The sequence below is a fragment of the Blastochloris tepida genome, from assembly GCF_003966715.1.
Taxonomy (GTDB): Bacteria; Pseudomonadota; Alphaproteobacteria; order Rhizobiales; family Xanthobacteraceae; genus Blastochloris; species Blastochloris tepida.
Window position 1 is genome coordinate 3,281,949 of the sequence record NZ_AP018907.1, and the last position, 16,699, is coordinate 3,298,647.

Sequence of the window (16,699 nt, forward strand, 5' to 3'; positions counted from 1 at the left end):
ATTCGCGCCCGCAAAATTTGCTTGTCGATTCGGGCGCTAATCTACACGTCTCCGCCACCGGCGTCCGCATGATCGACGCGGTGGCGTTGGCCCACGAACCCGGCTAGACACGGTTGCCGGTATTCAACGAGTCGACGCCATTGCCTATACCGTCTTTGCTCACGCCCTTCCGCAACGTTCGGCAACTCGTCGTGGTCATCCACGACGCGGTGATGACGTGCCTCGCCGTCCTGGCGAGCTTCTATGTCCGGTTCGATGCCGCGGGGCTCGAGGCCCGCTGGCCGGCGCTGGCGGTGTTCCTGCCGCTGTTCGCGTTCTATGCCAGCCTCGTCTATTCGTTCTTCTCGCTCTATCGCGCCAAGTGGCGGTTCGCCTCGCTGCCGGACCTCTCCAGCATCTTCCGCGCGGTGACGGTGCTGGCGCTCAGCCTGCTGGTGCTCGACTACATTCTCGCATCTTCGACATTCTATAACGAGTTCTTCTTCGGCAAGGTCACCATCGCCCTCTACTGGGTATTTCAGATCTTCCTACTGGGCGGGCCGCGCATCGCCTATCGCTATTACCGTTATGCCCGCACCCGCCACGGCGCCAATGTCGAGAATGCGACGCCGGCCCTGGTGCTCGGCCGCGCCCATGATGCCGAGGTGGTGGTCCGCGCCTTCGAATCGGGCGCGATCAAGAAGCTGATGCCGATCGCCATCCTATCACCGAACGCCTCGGACCACGACCAGTCGTTGCGGGCGGTGCCGGTGCTGGGCGGCTTCGACCTGCTGGAGGCGACGGTCGCCGAATACGAGGCGCGGGGCCTGCGCATCGGCCGGCTGATCGTCACCCCCTCGGCGCTGGCGCCGGAGGCCGCGCCCGACACCCTGCTCGCCCGCGCCCGCAAGCTCGGCCTGCCGATCTCGCGCATGCAGCCGCTGGAGGAGGGCGGAACGATCCGCCTCGCGCCGATCGAGGTCGAGGATCTGCTGCTGCGGCCGACGGTGGCGATCGACTTCAGCCGGCTGGAGGCGGCGGTCGGCGGACGGCGGGTGCTGGTCACCGGCGGCGGCGGCTCGATCGGCGCCGAGATCTGCGAGCGCGTGGTGGCCCACCGCGCCTCGCATCTGATGGTGGTCGAGAATGCCGAGCCGGCGCTGCATGCGGTGCTGGAGACGCTCGCCGCGCTCGATCCCGCGACCCAGGTCGAGGGCCGCATCGGCGACGTGCGCGAGCGGGCGCGGATGGACCGGCTGATGGCCGAGTTCAAGCCCGATCTGGTGTTCCACGCCGCCGCTCTGAAGCACGTGCCCTATCTCGAGGCCGACTGGATCGAGGGGGTGAAGACCAACATCCTGGGCTCGGTGAACGTTGCCGAAGCCGCCGTCGCCGCCGGGGCCCGGGCGATGGTGATGATCTCGACCGATAAGGCGATCGAGCCGGTCTCGGTGCTCGGCGCCACCAAGCGCTTCGCCGAGATGTACTGCCAGGCGCTCGATGCCGAGCTGGCGTCGGGTCCGACCCGGCTGATCGCCGTGCGCTTCGGCAATGTGCTGGGCTCCAACGGCTCGGTGGTGCCGAAGTTCAAGGCGCAGATCGCCGCCGGCGGCCCGGTGACGGTCACCCACCCGGACATGGTGCGCTATTTCATGACCATCCGGGAGGCGTGCAATCTGGTGGTGACAGCGGCGAGCCACGCGCTCGCCCCCCACGCCTCGCCCGACCAGGACCGCATCTCGGTCTATGTGCTGAACATGGGCCAGCCGGTGAAGATCCTCGATCTGGCCGAGCGCATGATCAGGCTGTCCGGGCTCGAGCCGGGGCGCGACATCGAGGTCGCCTTCACCGGCGTGCGGCCCGGCGAGCGGCTGAACGAGATCCTGTTCGCCCGCGAGGAGCCGACCGCCGATATCGGCATCCCCGGCGTGGTGGCGGCCCAGCCGGTGTTCCCGCCGCTGGCCGAAATGCGGCGGCTGGTGGCCGAGATCGAGGCGGCGGTGGAGACCGAGGACCGCGCCCGGCTGTTCGCGGCGGTCCGCCGGGCGGTGACGGATTTCGCGCAAGGTCCGGCCGCGAAGCCCGCGGCACCGGCGCCGGCCGGCGCCGAAACCGCATGATAAAGGCTCGAATGATTTCTTCGTGATCTTCGGCGCACGCGCACCGAACGCTGCCGCTGCAAACCGGATCTTCAGCGACCGGTGCGATGCTCCGTGCGATCGGCCGGATTTCGCCTGGGCGAAACCGGGCAGCGGATTGCGGAGAGACCAGCGATGATCGAGGAGCGCCGTCGCACCAAGCGCCGCCGGACGTTCTACCGGGGAACCATCCTGCACACCGGCCGCAGCGTCAGCCTGGACTGCACCGTGCGCGACGTGTCGGTCGGCGGGGCGCGGCTCGAGGTGCAGACCGACGTCGCCCTGCCGGAGACCTTCGAGCTGGCGGTGCCGCAGCTCGATTTCGCCTGCCGGCCGGTGCGGATCGTCTGGACCCGCAACCGCGACATCGGCGTGCATTTCGAGGCGGCCGAGCCGGAGGGGCCGGCCGCCGCCAGTCTCGCCGAGCGGGTCGCCCGGCTGGAGCACGATCTTGCGCGGCTGACCCGGCTGTTCGGCGAGCTGCGCATGGACATCAAGCGCTATCGCAACGAGGAATAGGCGGAGCGAGAGCTAAACAGAAAGTGTCCGGGCCAACCCCACCCCAACGGCTCCCGGCGGCGAGGCGTTTTCCTCGTCGGCGGGTCGGTTCTTTCGGTGGCAAGCCGGAACGGCTTCCGGCCAATTTCGGGTTTCGGGCTTCGCGCCCGCCTCGAAGAGCCCCCCACCCCCGACCCCTCCCCACCGCTCGCGAAGCTCGCGGGGGGAGGGGAGAAAAGGGGCGCCTCTTTTCCCCTCCCCCCATGAACGCAGTGAATGGCGGGGAGGGGTCGGGGGTGGGGGGTGCAATACGCCCCCGGCGCGTTGAAGGATCGGCCGGAACCGTATTGCGCACGCGCTTGCGCACCGGCGCGAACGTCCCGATATGGGCGCTGGGCGGATCTGGGCCGCCGCTGCATGGGGCGAATGAAAGCCGCCCGCGGAGACCGACGTGACCGCCATCGACGCTGTGCTCGGCCGGCTGAGCGCCCTGCACCCCAAAGCCATCGACCTGTCGCTGGAGCGCATCGGCCGCCTGCTGGCGCGGCTTGGCGATCCGCACCGCAGCCTGCCGCCGGTCATCCATGTCGCCGGCACCAACGGCAAGGGCTCGACCATCGCCTTCCTGCGGGCGATCCTCGAGGCGGCCGGCCGGCGGGTGCACGTCTACACCTCGCCCCACCTCGTGCGGTTCAACGAGCGCTTCCGGCTTGGACAGCGGGGCGGCGGCCGCCTCGTCTGCGACGACGAGCTGGTGTCCGTGCTGGGCGAGCTCGAGCGCGCCAATGCCGGCCAGCCGATCACCATTTTCGAGATCATCACCGCGGCGGGCTTCGTGCTGTTCGCCCGCCACCCGGCCGACGTGGTGCTGCTCGAGGTCGGCATGGGCGGCCGCTACGACGCCACCAATGTCATCGAGCAGCCGGCGGTCAGCGTCATCACCCCCGTCTCGCTCGACCATACCGACTATCTCGGCACCGCGATCGAGGAGATCGCCCGCGAGAAGGCCGGCATCCTCAAGCGCCGGGTGCCGGCGGTGGTCGCCCGCCAGCCGCTCGATGCGCTGGAGGTGATCGAGCGGCTGGCGGCACGCCTCGCCGCGCCGCTGTTCGTCTCGGGCGAGCAATGGCACGCCCATGAGGAGGGCGGCCGGCTGGTGTTCCAGGACGAGGACGGGCTGCTCGACCTGCCGCGGCCGCGGCTGATCGGCCGCCACCAGATCGAGAATGCCGGCACGGCCATCGCCGCGCTGCGGGCGGGGCGGTTCGCGCTGCCGATGTCGGCGTTCGAGGCCGGCATCGCCGCGGCGGACTGGCCGGCGCGGCTGCAGCGGCTGGGTTCCGGCCGGCTGATCCGGCTCCTGCCGGCGGGCGCCGAGCTGTGGCTCGACGGCGGCCACAATGCCGGCGGCGGCGAGGTGGTCGCAGCCACCCTGGCCGACCTGGAGGAGCGCGCACCCAAGCCGCTGGCGCTGGTGTGCGGCATGCTCGACACCAAGGAGCCCGAGCCGTTCCTGCGGCACTTCGCGGGCCTCGCCCGGCGCCTGATCGCGGTGCCGGTGCCGGGCCACGAGCGCGGACGCCCGCCCGGGATGCTGGCCGAGGTGGCCGGCGAGCTCGGCTTCGAGGCGGAGGTGGCCGAGAATGTCGAGGCAGCGCTGGCAAGCCTCGCCGGAACCTTCGACGCAGCGCCGCGGGTGCTGGTCACCGGCTCGCTCTATCTCGCCGGCGACGTGCTGGCGCGAGACGGCACCCTGCCCACTTGAGGTGGAACTTGGCAGATCGGGCCGCCCGTCGCCTCAATGGAAATACTGGGCGCTGCCGTCGAGGCGCCAGACGAGGCCGGAGCGGTTGAACTCCATGGTCACCGTGCCGTCCACCGCCGCGCCCGCGATGCGGGTGAGCACCATCGAGCCGAAGCCGCGCTCGATCGGCGGCGTCTCGATCGGCGGGCCGCCCTCCTCCACCCATTCCAGCCGGAACCGGCCGCCGGAGCCCGCGCCCCAATGGACGCGGATGCGACCGGCGCCGTCCGACAGCGCGCCGTACTGGACCGCATTGCGGGCGAGTTCGTGGAAGGCGAGGCCGAGATTGTGGGCCGGCTCGGGCGCCACCTCCACCTCCGGGCCGTCGAGGTCGATGCGGTCGCCGAGTGGCGCCGGAAACGCCGTCATCTGAGCGATCAGCAGATCCTTCAGCGGCACGCTCGCCCATTGCCGCTCGACCAGCAGCGTCTGAGTCAGCGCGAGGCCCTGCAGGCGCTCGGAGAAGCGGTCGAGGAAGTCGTCGATGCCGCTGGCGACGCGGCCGGTCTGGCGGGCCATGCCCTCGACCACGGCAAGCTGGTTCTTGGCGCGATGCAGCGTCTCGCGCATCAGCATCTCGACCCGCGCCTGCGAATCCTTGCGCGCGGTGACGTCGTAGAAGGCCACCACCGCGGCGACCACCTCGCCGAACCGGTCGCGCACCGGCGCGGAATTGGCGGCGATGATGCCGCGGCTGCCGTCGCCGCGCACGATGCGGATTTCCTGCTCGGGCGCGCTCTCGCCGCTGCCCAGCACGCGCGCCAGCGGCCATTCCTCGGGCGCGAGCCGCCGCCCGTCCGGATGGTAGCCGACGAGCTTGGCATAGGCCTCGATGCCGCTTGCCGGATCGGCCGGGGCGCGCAGGATGCGGCCGACCTGATCATTGGCCAGCACCAGCCGCCCCGAGGGCGCCTCGGCGACGATGACGCCGATCGGCATGGCCCGCACCACGCCTTCGAGGCGGGCGCGGCCGAGATCGAGCTCGGATCTGGCGTCCTGCAGCGCCCGCCGGCCGGCCCACATCAAGGTGATGCTGGTCATGACCGCGAGCGCCGCCAGCGCCGCCATCCGCTGCAGCCAGGGACCGTGGACGGCGCTGGCCGGCACCGAATAGGCCACAGCGAGCGGCGCCCCGTCGAGCTTGCGGACGGCGGCGATGCCGCTGGCGGCATCGGGCGCGGCGCCGCTTTCGATGCTTTCGACGGTTGCGGAGAGCCCCCCCGCCGCGCGCGCGGCGAACAGCGGACCGCCCGCTGCGTGGTACGGGATCCGGCCATCGTGCCGGGACTGGTGCACCAGCACCGTGCCGTCGCTGCGCACCAGCGCCACCGTCGCGTCGCGGCCGCCGCCCGCCGAGCGGAACAGCGCTTCGAACGGCAGGGCCGCCACCGCCACCCCGACCGTGCCGGTGAACCGGCTGCCGGGCCGGAGCGGACGGCTCAGCGTGAAGGCCGCCGCCCCACCCTCGGGCAGGGCCGCGCCGTCCCCGACGCGGAGCGCGGCGCCCGTTTCGGCAACACTTGGTTCGGCGACGCTCGGTTCAGAATGGGCCTCCTCGCCCGGCAGCACCGGGAAGACGCCGCCGCCGGCAACCCGGCGGGCATCCGGCCCCGCCACATAGATCGACTCGATCTCGGGGATCGCGGCCTGCACCGCGTCGAGATCGGCGCGAAGCTCCGCCGAGTTGCGGACCGCCTCCCACGGCTGCGTGGCGACGCGATCCTCCACCCGCGCCATGGCCAAGCGGATGCCGCGCAGCACCGCCTCGGCATGGTTGGCGAGGGCCTCGGTCCTGGCCTCGACATCGGTGCGGACCTGCTCGACCGTCTGCCGATAGTCCAGCACCCCTTCGGCCACGAAAATGGTGATCGGCAGCAGGACCGCCGCGGCTGTCAGGAACCTTGCAGGCTGGCGCCGCATGCGCCGCCGTGCATCTTCGCTCGTCTTCTGAACAGACGCCGGCATGTCCGTGAAGCGCTTGAATCCCCGACAGGGGTAGAACGCCAGCGGCGGATGCTGGTTCCGAGCGCGGCGCCGAATGCCGATCTGCGCCAAGTAGACTAAGAATAATTCCTGATGCGCGTCAGGATCATTCGCGGCGGAGAATCTTGTCCACGAAGAAGCTGGCCAGCCTGTCCTCGTGAAATGCCCGCCGGATTTCTACCGGATCGTAGTCGTTCGCCACCCAGTCGCGAAACTCGATCGGCGCCTTGGCATTGCGCTCGAGATACGTCTCGAAGAAGGCGTCGAGCACGCCGGTCCGCGACTGACGGAAATGGCCGTAGCGCGTCGACAACTGGCCGGCGGCCTCGGCCACCGGGCGCCCCTCGTGCAGAACGAGGAAGAGGGCGGCGGCGAAGCCGGCGCGATCGGCGCCCGATTTGCAGTGGATGACCGCCGGATACTCGATGGTGGCGAACAGCCGCTCGGCCGCGAAGATGTCCTCGCGCGGCGGCAGCTCGCGCGAGCGCACCGGCAGGTCGACCAGCTTGAGGCCGTGGCGGGCGCAGGCCTCGACCTCCAGCGGATAGCTGCCGAACTCGCGCCCGCCGCGCAGATTGACCACGGTGCGGATGCCCATGCGGGCGAAGGCGGCGATGTCGTGCGGCGCCGGCTGGTTCGACCGCGAGAGCTTGTCGGTCACCCGGTGGCGGTTCTTCCAGAACAGGCGGAACACGCCGTGGTCGGCCAGCAGCATGTTGGCCCAGGCCTGGGCGCGCGCCACCGGCCCGTCGATCGGGCGGGACCAACGGTCGATCCGGGCCATGCGGCGGGCATAGCGTTGATCGGGGGTGGGGAAGAAGACGCGGCGCACTGGGGGTCTATACTGGGCGGCCGGGCGGACGACAACCGGCGCGGCGGCATTATCCGGTCTCCGGATGATCCCTTCGGGACCCCGGAACCGATCCCGGCGAAAAGCCCCTGATCTGAAAAGGATTGTGCGGCGACCGGCCTGCGAGGCTTCGGCCGGATCGGCCGGATTGCACGTGACGGGCCCGGCCGCCTTAGAGCGCGATCCGATCTGACTGCATCAGATCGGACGCTCTAAGTTTCTGGTTTGTCGCATTTTCTTTCGCACAACCGGTATCCACTTGTGCGGAAAATGCTCTAGAATGGCTCCATTCTGCTCAACGGTGTCGCGCCACACTCTCTGATGCTAGAGCGTACCGCGACCCGGTGGACCCGGGCCGCAATCTTCAAGCCCTTGATGCGGCGTCCGGCTGATCCGGCCGGATAACCGTATCCCGGTCGCCGGAACGCCCGCTCGCCACGGCGGGTTTCCGGCGAGACCGTTCCCGGCACCCCGAAGGGGTCGGCCGGAAACCGTGTGAGGTGCCGCGCTTTCGGCCGCAGGGACGCACCCCCTTGCGGAAGACGCCTGAATGCGGCGAAGCCGCGAGCCCCCCTCCAATGCGGCCGAGCCGCCAGCCCCCTTGCGCATCCCCGACGCGCGCCATTGCCTCGCCCATGATCAGCCCCCGGCAGACCTCACGCCCGACCGCGTCCCGCTTCACACGCCCCCAGCTTGCCGCCCTGTTCCTGGCGCTGGCGACGCTGGCGGCAATCCCGATCCTGACCCATCCGGTGCCGCCGCTGTCGGACTATCCGAACCATCTGGCGCGCATGCATGTCATCGCCGTGCTCGACCGCGACCCGGACCTCGCGCGCTTCTACGAGCTCGACTGGCACATCATCCCCAATCTGATGATGGATCTGGTGGTGCCGTGGATCGACCGGGTGGTCGACATCTACACGGCCGGCCAGGCCTTCACGATCCTGACCTTCCTAATGATCATGTCCGGCACGACGGTGCTGAACCGCGTGCTGTTCGGCGGCTGGTCGGCGTGGCCGTTCATCGCCTTTCCGCTGCTCTACAGCGGCGCCTTCCTGCTCGGGCTGATGAACTATCTGTTCGGCATCGGCCTCGCGCTTTGGGGCCTCGCCGCCTGGGTGCACTGGCGCGAGGCATGGCTGCCGCTGCGGCTGGTGCTGGCGACGGCGGTGGTGGGCCTGCTCTACATCTGCCACCTGTTCGCGGTCGGGCTCTACGCCATCGGCCTTCTCGGCTTCGAGATCTGGCGGCTGACCACATCGGAGGCGCCGCGGCCGTGGCGCATCCTCGATTTCGTCCTGGGCGGGCTGCCGTTCCTGATCGTGCCGGTGCTGCTGGTGCGCAGCCCGACCTGGGGGCTGGCGACGCAGAACGAATGGGAGCCGACCGGCAAGATCGACGGCCTCGTCACCGTCATCCAGGTCTATTCCGACGTGGTGGCGTTCGGCCTCACCGCGGCGGTGGCGATCACCGCCGGCTGGGCGGCGCGCCACGGCCTGCTGAAGCTGCACCCCTCGGCCTGGATCGTGTTCGCGGTCGGCGCCATCGTCTATCTGGCGCTGCCGCGCGTGCTGTTCGGCTCCTATTTCGCTGACCAGCGGCTGCCGATCGCGCTGGCCTTCATGGCGGTGGCGTTCGCCGATCTCGATCTGCACCGGCGCTGGACGATGCGGGCGTTCTGCATCGTGCTGGTGGCGCTGCTGGCGGTGCGGGTGCTCGAAGTGCAGGTGACGTGGCGGCACCTGACCCGCTGGACCGACTCGTTCCGGCAGTCGGTGCAGATGATCGACCGCGGCGCCAAGGTGCTGGTGGCGTATGCCGACAACGCCCAGGCCGACGACGTGCGCGACCTCGGCCTGTCCCACGCCGCGTGCCTGGCGATGATCGAGAAGTCGGCGCTGGTCACCACCGCCTTCACGGTGCGCGGCAAGCAGATCCTGCAGATCAAGCCGGCGTGGCGCGACCATGCCGACATCGAGGACGGCACGCCGCCCTCGGAGAGCCAGCTCGTCGCCTCCTCGCTGCGCAGCGTCGATGCGGTGCAGAACTACTGGGACGATTGGCCGAGCCGGTTCGACTACGTCTATCTGCTCTATACCGAGCGCGGCGACGAGAACCCGGCGCCGGCCTGGATGACGATGGTCTATGAGGGCGCCCGCTTCCAGCTCTACCGCGTGGTGCCGACCCCGCCGGGCTGACACCAACGGCCGCGAACGCGCACCGCTGGGTCCGGTCGCGGAGACGCAGGCCGATCGGGCGCCCTGACCCACTGTCCTGGCCCACTATCCTGGCCGGCTATTTCGCCGTCTGGCCGGACGTCGGCAGGGCGATTCCCTCGACGACCAGACGGGCCAGCAGCCTGCCGATGCAGGCATGCACATCGGCGGCCATGTCGATCTTCCGGGTCTCGACCGACAGGTCGAAGGTGCCGCGCTCGTTCCAGTCCTTCATCACCGCAAGACGGTCGAACAGGTTGGCCGACCGCTGCAGGGCGACGAAGCGCATCTGGTCGGCATAGGGGCCGAGCGAGATCATCGTCTCGGTGCGCGGACTGAACTGCATATTCATCAGCACCACATCGACACCCTGCGCCTGCAGGGTCTCGACGCCGCGCTCGAGCGCGTCGCGGAACTCCTCCGGATCGATGGCGCGGATGGCATCGACCGTGCCGGTCTGCCAGACGACCAGACTTGGCTTCCGGCCGGCGAGCAGGCGGCCAATCGTCGTCTCCTGCTCGGACGCGCTCTGCTTCGATTTCGCGTGGGTGGTCACCCGGACAGCGACGCCCGGCAGCGCCGCCGCAAGGGCCGCCTCGAGCTGCGCCGGATAGGCCCTGCCGGTCCCGGCCTTGCCGGCCAGCACCGAGGACGCGCTGCCGATCACGGCGACCTCCAACCGCTTCGCGGCGACCGCCTCCGCGGCGTATGGCATCGGAAACGCGGCCTGCACCAGACCGTCCGTCACCTCGCAGGCATCCTGCTCGGCCGCGGCCGGGGCCGCGAGAAGCGACACCGCCATCAAGGCATTTGCCGCAAGCCGGCGGGCGCGCTTCATGATGACCTCCTTGCCGCATCGGCGCCGGGCGAGCCAACGGCCCGGTTGCGCCCCTCGATCTGCTTGAACCAGCTCATGAGGGCGGCGACCAGAACCATCAGCGCAATGCCCGCAGCACTCACGGCCACCTGCATCGCCACGCCGTCATTGATCTCGACGATGACGAAATGCGCGGCGAAGGCGAGGAACACGCCGAGACAGAAGATCTCCAGGGAATGCCGGCCGCACAGCATGACGGGTTGCAGCCAGGGCGCGCGCAAGGGGGGCCAGTCACGCGGCACGACCCGCACCGTGAGCACCGCAAGCGCGAAGAAATGCAGGAGCCGCAGCGCGTCGAGATTGGTCTTGTCGATCGGGTACATCCATTCGGCCAGCCCCTTCGGCACGAACGCGGTCCATGCCGGGACGTACCAGGTCAGCACGACCGCAAACGAGACCACGAGGTACGCCACCGCCGCAACGGCCACGGCGCGCGAGCGGACGAGCCTGCCGATCCGGGCAAAGCCGCCGAGCGCGCACCAGGCGCCAAGGCTGAACAGGAGCTGCCACGCGAACGGATTGAAGACCCAGTGACCGCTCGGATAGGCCGGGACGTTGAGGCCGAACACCTTGCTGGCGGCATAGACCGCGATGCTGCCGGCGAGCGCCAGCGCCGGCCGGCGCAGCATCAACCAGACGAACGGCGGAAAGAACGCCAACAGAGCAATGTACAGCGGCAGAACATCCATGTTTGCCGGCTTGAACTTCAGCAGCAGCGCCTGGACGAGCGTGACGTCGGGTTCCCTCAGGAACTCGAACACCCCCATCTCCTCCGCATAGAGGGGGTTCTCGAAGCTTCGCGCCACATAGGCGATCTGCGCCATATAGATGCAGAACAGGAAAATATGGGCAACGTAGACCTGCCACGTCCGGCGCAGGATGCGGGCGCTCGCCACCACGAAGCCCTGCTCCCGCATCGACGCGCCATACACATAGGCGGCCGTGTAGCCCGAGATGAACACGAAGATCTCGGTCGCGTCGCTGAACCCGAAGTTTCGGATGGTGATCCAGCTGACCACGTTCGAGGGAATATGGTCGAGGAAGATCAGCCACAGCGCGAGCCCCCGGAATAGATCCAGGCGCAAATCCCGTTTGCCGTTCACGCACCCTCCCCGCACCACGCATCATATCAGCGGCCGCCAATGCGGACCGTTTTCTCTGGTCGCAGACTTTTGCGAAATCATTGATTTCGCATGAGAAAACCAGCGAGACCCAACGACCCTGCGCATGAGCGTCCGGGGCCGTTGGTACCATATGGTTTCCGGTTGGTCTCTTCGGGATGCCGGAAACGGTCTCGCCGAAAAAACTCGATCGGATGAGGATTTCTCGGCGATCGGACGACGGCTCGAAGGCCTGCACGGCCGGAAGCCGCATCACGGCGCCGCATCCGGCCGCACCCACGCCCGAGCGCGCGCACGAAAACGCCGCCGCCGGCAAGACCGGCAAGGCGACCAAACCCCGGAGCGGCGCCAAGCGGTCTCAGAGATTCTCCTTTGGAATCAAATCATTAACGAGAGCAGGCAAACCGAACCAGCGGCCAGGCATCGCCGCCACCGGGATCAGGCGACGGGCGCGGTCGAGGCAGGGAGGAGACACCTCACCGGAATCCGGCACTGCCGATGGCAGGCCATTGCGCCATTTAAAATTGTTGCCGAGGCACAACACATCCAGGAAATGCAGCGCAGACCTCGCGCTCCATCTTTCAACCTTCGGTACGCCGATGTTACCCATATGCCACGTCAGATTGTTCTGCACGGAGGCTATGATGCGTCGTCTCGTTATTGCACTGCTCGCCTCGACTGCGCTGGCCGGGACCGCGTCGGCCGCGGATCTGGCGCGCAAGTCGGTGCCCTACACCCCGGTTCCGGCGGCGCCGACCTGGACCGGCTTCTATGTCGGCGGCTTCATCGGCTACGGATGGGGCAGCGACGACTGGACCAATTCCGATGAGTCCTGGTCCAACTTCAGCCCGGACTTCGACGGGTTCCTCGGCGGTCTGCAGATCGGCTACGATTACCAGTTCCCCACCAACTTCATCGTCGGCGTCCAGGCCGACATCGCCTGGGCCAGCCTCGAAGGCAGCAGCTCGTATGCCGGCACCTACGATGGCGGCGCCCGCCGCTTCAGCGGAACCGTGAAGTCGGAATCGCAGTGGATCTCCACCTTGACCGGCCGGATCGGCTTCTCCGCCGACCGCGCGCTGTTCTACATCAAGGGCGGCGCGGCGTGGGCCGACTTCTCCCATTCCAACCAGCTGACCGAAAGACGCGACTTCGGCGAAGGCATCGCGACGGACGACTATTACGGCAAGCACAGCGACACCCGATCCGGCTGGACCCTCGGCTTTGGCGTCGAATACGCTTTCGCCCCCAACTGGACGGCGTTCCTCGAGTATGACTACTACGACTTCGGCGGCAAGACCTACATTCTTGACTACGGCCCGTGGGCGCAGACCTTCAAGCTCGATACCGATATCAGTGCGGTCAAGATCGGCGTGAACTATCGCTTCAATGGCCCGACGGCCGTGTCGGCTCGCTACTGATTGCCGGACACGATCTGATTACGTCATCCCATCTCCTGAACCCCGGCTCCGGCCGGGGTTCTTTTTTGCGTCCACCGCGCTCAACCCCAAAGGACCGCCTGCCGCGCCCCGAGGCCGGCCCCGCCAACCCGACTTCCAACCGGTGAGCGAACTGCGAGCCGTGCCTGCGGACAGGACGCGCTCGCAAGCGTTTGCAGCCGGCGCGCTTGCAACCGGCGGCGGCTCCCACCGGGCGCGAAAGCCGGCGGCTGGCACCCGTCGCGGATTTTCGCGAGGCCTTTGATTCCGGGCGAGAAAATTCGCGAGAGTCAACTTCCCCAAAGTCAACATCCCCAGGCGTCAGCGGTCGGGGGCTGTTCCTGTGATGGATCTTGCGATTGATGGATCTTGCGAGCCGCCTGCGACAATCAGCCGGCCAGCATGTGCGATCTTCAGCAGACCTTCGAAATGACTGGCGCACCCGACACGATTCGAACGTGTGACCTTTGCCTTCGGAGGGCAACGCTCTATCCAGCTGAGCTACGGGTGCCGACGCGGACGCACCATACCGGATGGATCTCGCGGCATCAACGCCGGTGGCGGCCTTTCCGCTCCTGGCGTGGACAGCGCCGCCGCGGCGCGGCCTGAACGCGTCGGTCGGGTACCGCTCATGTCCCGGTCTTGGGATTGGGCTTGGTCTTCGTGGCCCGCGCGGGCGTACCGGCGGACCGCGCGGGCTTCGGCGTCTGCGCGCGCATATAGGCGCGCAGCACCGCGTTGATGCGCTTCTGATAGCCGGGTCCGGCCGCCTTGAAGAAGTCGAGCACGTCGGGGTCGAGCCGGATCGAGATCGGCACCTTGTTGGCGGGAACCACCACCTCGGCCTTCGACCAGTCGATGTCGCGGAAGTCCTGCCAATCGGGATCGTCCGCCACCAGCGCCTCGGTCTCGGCGTCGGTCATTTTGGAGACGCGATCCCAGTCGGTCTCCGACTTGCGCTTCTCCAGCCGGCCATCGGGCAGCTCGACAACGTATTCGCCATCGGGCAGCAGCGAGACCAGCCGGACGATCTGTTCACGGTGGTCCATATACTTTGTGTTCCTCGTTACGGGCAGCCCGCGCCGAAATGATTCGGGTCCGGTCGTTGCGCTGCGCATGGATCACGGCGACGAGCCGCCCATCCACCAATCCAACAGTTACCCAACGCACACTGTCGCTTCCGGAGTATGTCCTCACGGAAATTGCACGATCATCCTCAAAGACACGGATCGCATCAGTAAAATCGATACCATGCTTTTGGACATTTACGCTCCGCTTCAACTCGTCCCATTCAAATCCATGGAGCGAGAGACTGTCGCCAGTAATATTCACGAGCATTTCCGGAACCCTTCTCGGAATAGCAGATGGATCTAAGTTTCATTTTTCAGCTCCAAGCTCGTTTGTGCGTTTGCGGTTTGTGCGTTTGTGCGTTTGTGCGTTTGTGCGTTTGTGCGTTTGTGCGTTTGTGCGTTTGTGCGTTTGTGCGTTTGTGCGTTTGTGCGTTTGTGCGTTTGTGCGTTTGTGCGTTTGTGCGTTGTCAGCTTATTTTCTTGGAAGTAACTTCATCGACTTGAGTTTGTTCGGGTATCAACGCTCTCTCTTCCCTGAATAGGAGCACGAACGCGGCAACCCATCGGGGTGTATATACAAACGTAGGTATTTATGCAAGACCATTTGGCAGAGCCCCTGTGGTCAGCGGGGATAACCCCATCCGGTCCGCGCCCTATTTTGGCGCCACAGGGGTGCCATACGCGACAATGCCGGGTTGACGTGAGAGCCCCCGCAGCGCCCCCGTTCCACAAACCATGCGCTTCTCGCCCCAGATCCTCGATGAAATCCGTGCCCGCCTGCGGGTGTCCGACGTCGTCGGCCGCAAGGTGAAGCTCGTGCGCGCGGGGCGCGAGTTCAAGGGCCTGTCGCCGTTCAACGCCGAGAAGAGCCCGTCGTTTTTCGTCAACGATCAGAAGGGCTTCTATCACGACTTCTCCTCCGGCAAGCATGGCGACATCTTCACCTTCCTGATGGAGGTCGAGGGCCTCTCCTTCCCCGAGGCGGTGGAGCGGCTTGCCGCGGAAGCAGGCGTCAGCCTGCCCAAGCCCAGCGCCGACGACGCCGCCAAGGAGGTCCGCCGCCGCACCCTGCACGAGGTGATGGAACTCGCCTGCCGGTTCTTCGAGGGCGCGCTGCAGAGCCGGGCCGGCGCGCGGGCGCGCGGCTACCTTGCCGATCGCGGCCTGTCGCCATCCACCCAGCAGCGGTTCCGCCTCGGCTTCGCGCCCGACGACCGCTCAGCCCTCAAGCAGCATCTGGCCGAGGCCGGCGTGCCCATCCCCGACATGGTCGAGGCCGGGCTCCTGATTGCCGGCGACGACATCCCGGTGCCGTTCGACCGCTTCCGCGACCGGGTGATGTTCCCGATCCTCGACCTCAAGGGCCGGGTGATCGCCTTCGGCGGCCGGGCGCTGGCCAAGGATGCCCCGGCCAAGTACCTGAACTCGCCGGAGACGCCGCTCTTCCACAAGGGCGCGACACTCTATAATGGCGGCCCGGCGCGCGCGGCCGCCCATGACGGCGCGAGGGTGATCGCGGTCGAGGGCTATATCGACGTCATCGCCATGGTCACTGCCGGGTTCGAGGCCACCGTCGCCCCGCTCGGCACGGCGCTGACCGAGGACCAGCTCTCCGCGCTGTGGCGGATGAGTGCCGAGCCGATCCTGTGCTTCGACGGCGACAAGGCCGGCCTGCGCGCCGCCTTCCGTGCCGTCGATCTCGCGCTGCCGCGGCTCGAGCCCGGCCGGAGCCTCGCCTTCGCCACGCTTCCCGAAGGGCAGGATCCCGACGATCTGGTGCGTGCGGGCGGCCGGGCGGCGGTGGAGGCGATTCTCGCCCAGGCCCGCCCGCTCGCCGATATGCTGTGGGAGCGCGAAAGCCAGGACGCGCAGATCGACACCCCCGAGCGGCGGGCGGCGCTGGAGGCGCGGCTGGCCACGGTGCTCGGCACCATCGCCGACGAGCGGGTGCGCCGGCATTACCGCGACGATCTCGCCGCCCGCACCGCGCAATTGTTTCAGCGATCAAGCCCGGCTGCCGGGGGGGGGCCGGGGGCATGGCGGGGGCGCGGCGGCCTGCCGGGGCCGCGCCAGTTCCGCCGGCCGAACGGCAGCGTGGTCAGGCTGATGCCGACGGCGACCGAGCTCGCCCCGCGCGGCTCCAGCCTCAAGCTCAGCGCCCTGGTGCGGGGGGCGGCGGCCGCCATTCCGGCCCGCGAGGCGCTGGTGCTGTCGATCTTCCTCGCCCACCCCTGGCTGCTGCAGCACCACGCCGAGGAGCTGGCGGAGCTGGAGTTCGCCCACCGCGACTGCGACCGGCTGCGCCGCGCCCTGCTGGACGCCGCAGCCGAGGAGGTGCCGCCCGATGCCGACGCGCTGGCCGCGGCGCTGGCGCGGTTCGGCGCCGACGACGCGCTCGAGCGGGTGCGCCGCGCGGTGACCCACGCCGCCGACTGGCCGGCCCGGCCGGAGGCGGCGCCCGCCGACGTGGAGGCCTGCTGGACCCACGTGGTCGGCTTGCATCACAAGAAACGTACGCTATCTAGGGAGCTTCGGGAGGCGGAGGAGGCCCACGCCAAGGCCCAGGACGAGGGGTCGCTGGCGTGGCTGCGTGACGTTCAGGCACGACTTGCGGCCATCGAGGGAACCGAAGCTTTGATCGAGGGGTTCGGCGCAGCATCGGGCCGCACATCGCGCGGCTTCTGATACGGCTTCCGGCCTTGCCAACCGGAAACCGCACGATCG

Annotated in this window: 13 protein-coding genes and 1 tRNA gene; 6 read left to right on the plus strand and 8 right to left on the minus strand. The window is 68.2% G+C overall.

Annotated features, from left to right (window positions below):
• Nucleotides 1–212 precede the first annotated feature (212 nt).
• The 3 genes from BLTE_RS14885 to BLTE_RS14895 all read left to right on the plus strand — a co-directional run bounded on the left by BLTE_RS14885 (nucleotide 213) and on the right by BLTE_RS14895 (nucleotide 4,380).
• Nucleotides 213–2,099, plus strand: coding sequence for a nucleoside-diphosphate sugar epimerase/dehydratase (locus tag BLTE_RS14885; RefSeq protein WP_126402235.1), 1,887 nt, complete (start codon nucleotides 213–215; stop codon nucleotides 2,097–2,099).
• Nucleotides 2,100–2,252: 153 nt separating this feature from the next.
• Nucleotides 2,253–2,636: a PilZ domain-containing protein gene (locus BLTE_RS14890; RefSeq protein ID WP_126401433.1), complete on the plus strand. Its 384-nt coding sequence runs from the start codon at nucleotides 2,253–2,255 to the stop codon at nucleotides 2,634–2,636.
• Between the two features lie 430 nt (nucleotides 2,637–3,066).
• On the plus strand, nucleotides 3,067–4,380 hold the full coding sequence (locus BLTE_RS14895) for a bifunctional folylpolyglutamate synthase/dihydrofolate synthase (RefSeq protein WP_126401434.1): 1,314 nt from the start codon (nucleotides 3,067–3,069) through the stop codon (nucleotides 4,378–4,380).
• Nucleotides 4,381–4,413: 33 nt separating this feature from the next.
• Here BLTE_RS14895 and BLTE_RS14900 read toward each other — a convergent pair whose 3' ends face one another.
• Complete coding sequence (locus tag BLTE_RS14900; RefSeq protein ID WP_160140636.1) at nucleotides 4,414–6,339, minus strand: HWE histidine kinase domain-containing protein; 1,926 nt, start codon at nucleotides 6,337–6,339, stop codon at nucleotides 4,414–4,416.
• 169 nt (nucleotides 6,340–6,508) lie between these two features.
• A complete protein-coding gene (locus BLTE_RS14905) occupies nucleotides 6,509–7,186 on the minus strand; it encodes a phosphatase domain-containing protein (protein ID WP_126402236.1) in 678 nt (225 codons plus the stop codon).
• Between the two features lie 701 nt (nucleotides 7,187–7,887).
• Here BLTE_RS14905 and BLTE_RS14910 point away from each other — a divergent pair.
• Nucleotides 7,888–9,450: a hypothetical protein gene (locus tag BLTE_RS14910; protein ID WP_126401436.1), complete on the plus strand. Its 1,563-nt coding sequence runs from the start codon at nucleotides 7,888–7,890 to the stop codon at nucleotides 9,448–9,450.
• 97 nt (nucleotides 9,451–9,547) lie between these two features.
• Here the strand turns inward: BLTE_RS14910 and BLTE_RS14915 are convergent, their stop codons facing one another.
• The 3 genes from BLTE_RS14915 to BLTE_RS18175 form a co-directional block, all read right to left on the minus strand.
• Complete coding sequence (locus BLTE_RS14915; RefSeq protein ID WP_126401437.1) at nucleotides 9,548–10,306, minus strand: SGNH/GDSL hydrolase family protein; 759 nt, start codon at nucleotides 10,304–10,306, stop codon at nucleotides 9,548–9,550.
• Nucleotides 10,303–11,448: an OpgC domain-containing protein gene (locus BLTE_RS14920; protein WP_126402237.1), complete on the minus strand. Its 1,146-nt coding sequence runs from the start codon at nucleotides 11,446–11,448 to the stop codon at nucleotides 10,303–10,305. Before BLTE_RS14920 ends, BLTE_RS14915 begins: the two co-directional genes overlap by 4 nt.
• Before the next feature lie 376 nt (nucleotides 11,449–11,824).
• Nucleotides 11,825–12,076, minus strand: coding sequence for a hypothetical protein (locus tag BLTE_RS18175; RefSeq protein ID WP_160140637.1), 252 nt, complete (start codon nucleotides 12,074–12,076; stop codon nucleotides 11,825–11,827).
• A 34-nt stretch (nucleotides 12,077–12,110) separates the two neighbouring features.
• Between BLTE_RS18175 and BLTE_RS18180 the strand changes: the two genes are divergently transcribed.
• The gene (locus tag BLTE_RS18180; protein WP_160140638.1) at nucleotides 12,111–12,887 is read left to right on the plus strand and encodes an outer membrane protein; all 777 of its coding nucleotides are present in this window, start codon (nucleotides 12,111–12,113) and stop codon (nucleotides 12,885–12,887) included.
• Between the two features lie 452 nt (nucleotides 12,888–13,339).
• Here BLTE_RS18180 and BLTE_RS14930 read toward each other — a convergent pair.
• The 3 genes from BLTE_RS14930 to BLTE_RS14940 all read right to left on the minus strand — a co-directional run bounded on the left by BLTE_RS14930 (nucleotide 13,340) and on the right by BLTE_RS14940 (nucleotide 14,243).
• Nucleotides 13,340–13,416, minus strand: a tRNA-Arg gene (locus tag BLTE_RS14930).
• Nucleotides 13,417–13,534: 118 nt separating this feature from the next.
• Nucleotides 13,535–13,954: a BrnA antitoxin family protein gene (locus tag BLTE_RS14935; protein WP_244600010.1), complete on the minus strand. Its 420-nt coding sequence runs from the start codon at nucleotides 13,952–13,954 to the stop codon at nucleotides 13,535–13,537.
• Nucleotides 13,941–14,243 carry a BrnT family toxin gene (locus BLTE_RS14940; protein ID WP_126401439.1) on the minus strand — a complete coding sequence of 101 codons (303 nt, stop codon included), beginning with the start codon at nucleotides 14,241–14,243 and terminating at the stop codon, nucleotides 13,941–13,943. Before BLTE_RS14940 ends, BLTE_RS14935 begins: the two co-directional genes overlap by 14 nt.
• 467 nt (nucleotides 14,244–14,710) lie before the next feature.
• Between BLTE_RS14940 and dnaG the strand changes: the two genes are divergently transcribed.
• Nucleotides 14,711–16,660: a DNA primase gene (gene dnaG, locus BLTE_RS14950; RefSeq protein WP_126401440.1), complete on the plus strand. Its 1,950-nt coding sequence runs from the start codon at nucleotides 14,711–14,713 to the stop codon at nucleotides 16,658–16,660.
• The last annotated feature ends 39 nt before the right edge of the window (nucleotides 16,661–16,699 follow it).

What these genes read in the sequence shown, in the direction of transcription:
- BLTE_RS14885 (WP_126402235.1), top strand. Translation starts at nt 213, where the DNA reads ATGACGTGCCTCGCCGTCCTGGCGAGCTTCTATGTCCGGTTCGATGCC.
- BLTE_RS14890 (WP_126401433.1), top strand. Translation starts at nt 2,253, where the DNA reads ATGATCGAGGAGCGCCGTCGCACCAAGCGCCGCCGGACGTTCTACCGG.
- BLTE_RS14900 (WP_160140636.1), bottom strand. Translation starts at nt 6,339, where the DNA reads ATGCGGCGCCAGCCTGCAAGGTTCCTGACAGCCGCGGCGGTCCTGCTG.
- BLTE_RS14905 (WP_126402236.1), bottom strand. Translation starts at nt 7,186, where the DNA reads ATGGCCCGGATCGACCGTTGGTCCCGCCCGATCGACGGGCCGGTGGCG.
- BLTE_RS14910 (WP_126401436.1), top strand. Translation starts at nt 7,888, where the DNA reads ATGATCAGCCCCCGGCAGACCTCACGCCCGACCGCGTCCCGCTTCACA.
- BLTE_RS14915 (WP_126401437.1), bottom strand. Translation starts at nt 10,306, where the DNA reads ATGAAGCGCGCCCGCCGGCTTGCGGCAAATGCCTTGATGGCGGTGTCG.
- BLTE_RS18175 (WP_160140637.1), bottom strand. Translation starts at nt 12,076, where the DNA reads ATGGGTAACATCGGCGTACCGAAGGTTGAAAGATGGAGCGCGAGGTCT.
- BLTE_RS18180 (WP_160140638.1), top strand. Translation starts at nt 12,111, where the DNA reads ATGCGTCGTCTCGTTATTGCACTGCTCGCCTCGACTGCGCTGGCCGGG.
- BLTE_RS14935 (WP_244600010.1), bottom strand. Translation starts at nt 13,954, where the DNA reads ATGGACCACCGTGAACAGATCGTCCGGCTGGTCTCGCTGCTGCCCGAT.
- BLTE_RS14940 (WP_126401439.1), bottom strand. Translation starts at nt 14,243, where the DNA reads ATGCTCGTGAATATTACTGGCGACAGTCTCTCGCTCCATGGATTTGAA.
- dnaG (WP_126401440.1), top strand. Translation starts at nt 14,711, where the DNA reads ATGCGCTTCTCGCCCCAGATCCTCGATGAAATCCGTGCCCGCCTGCGG.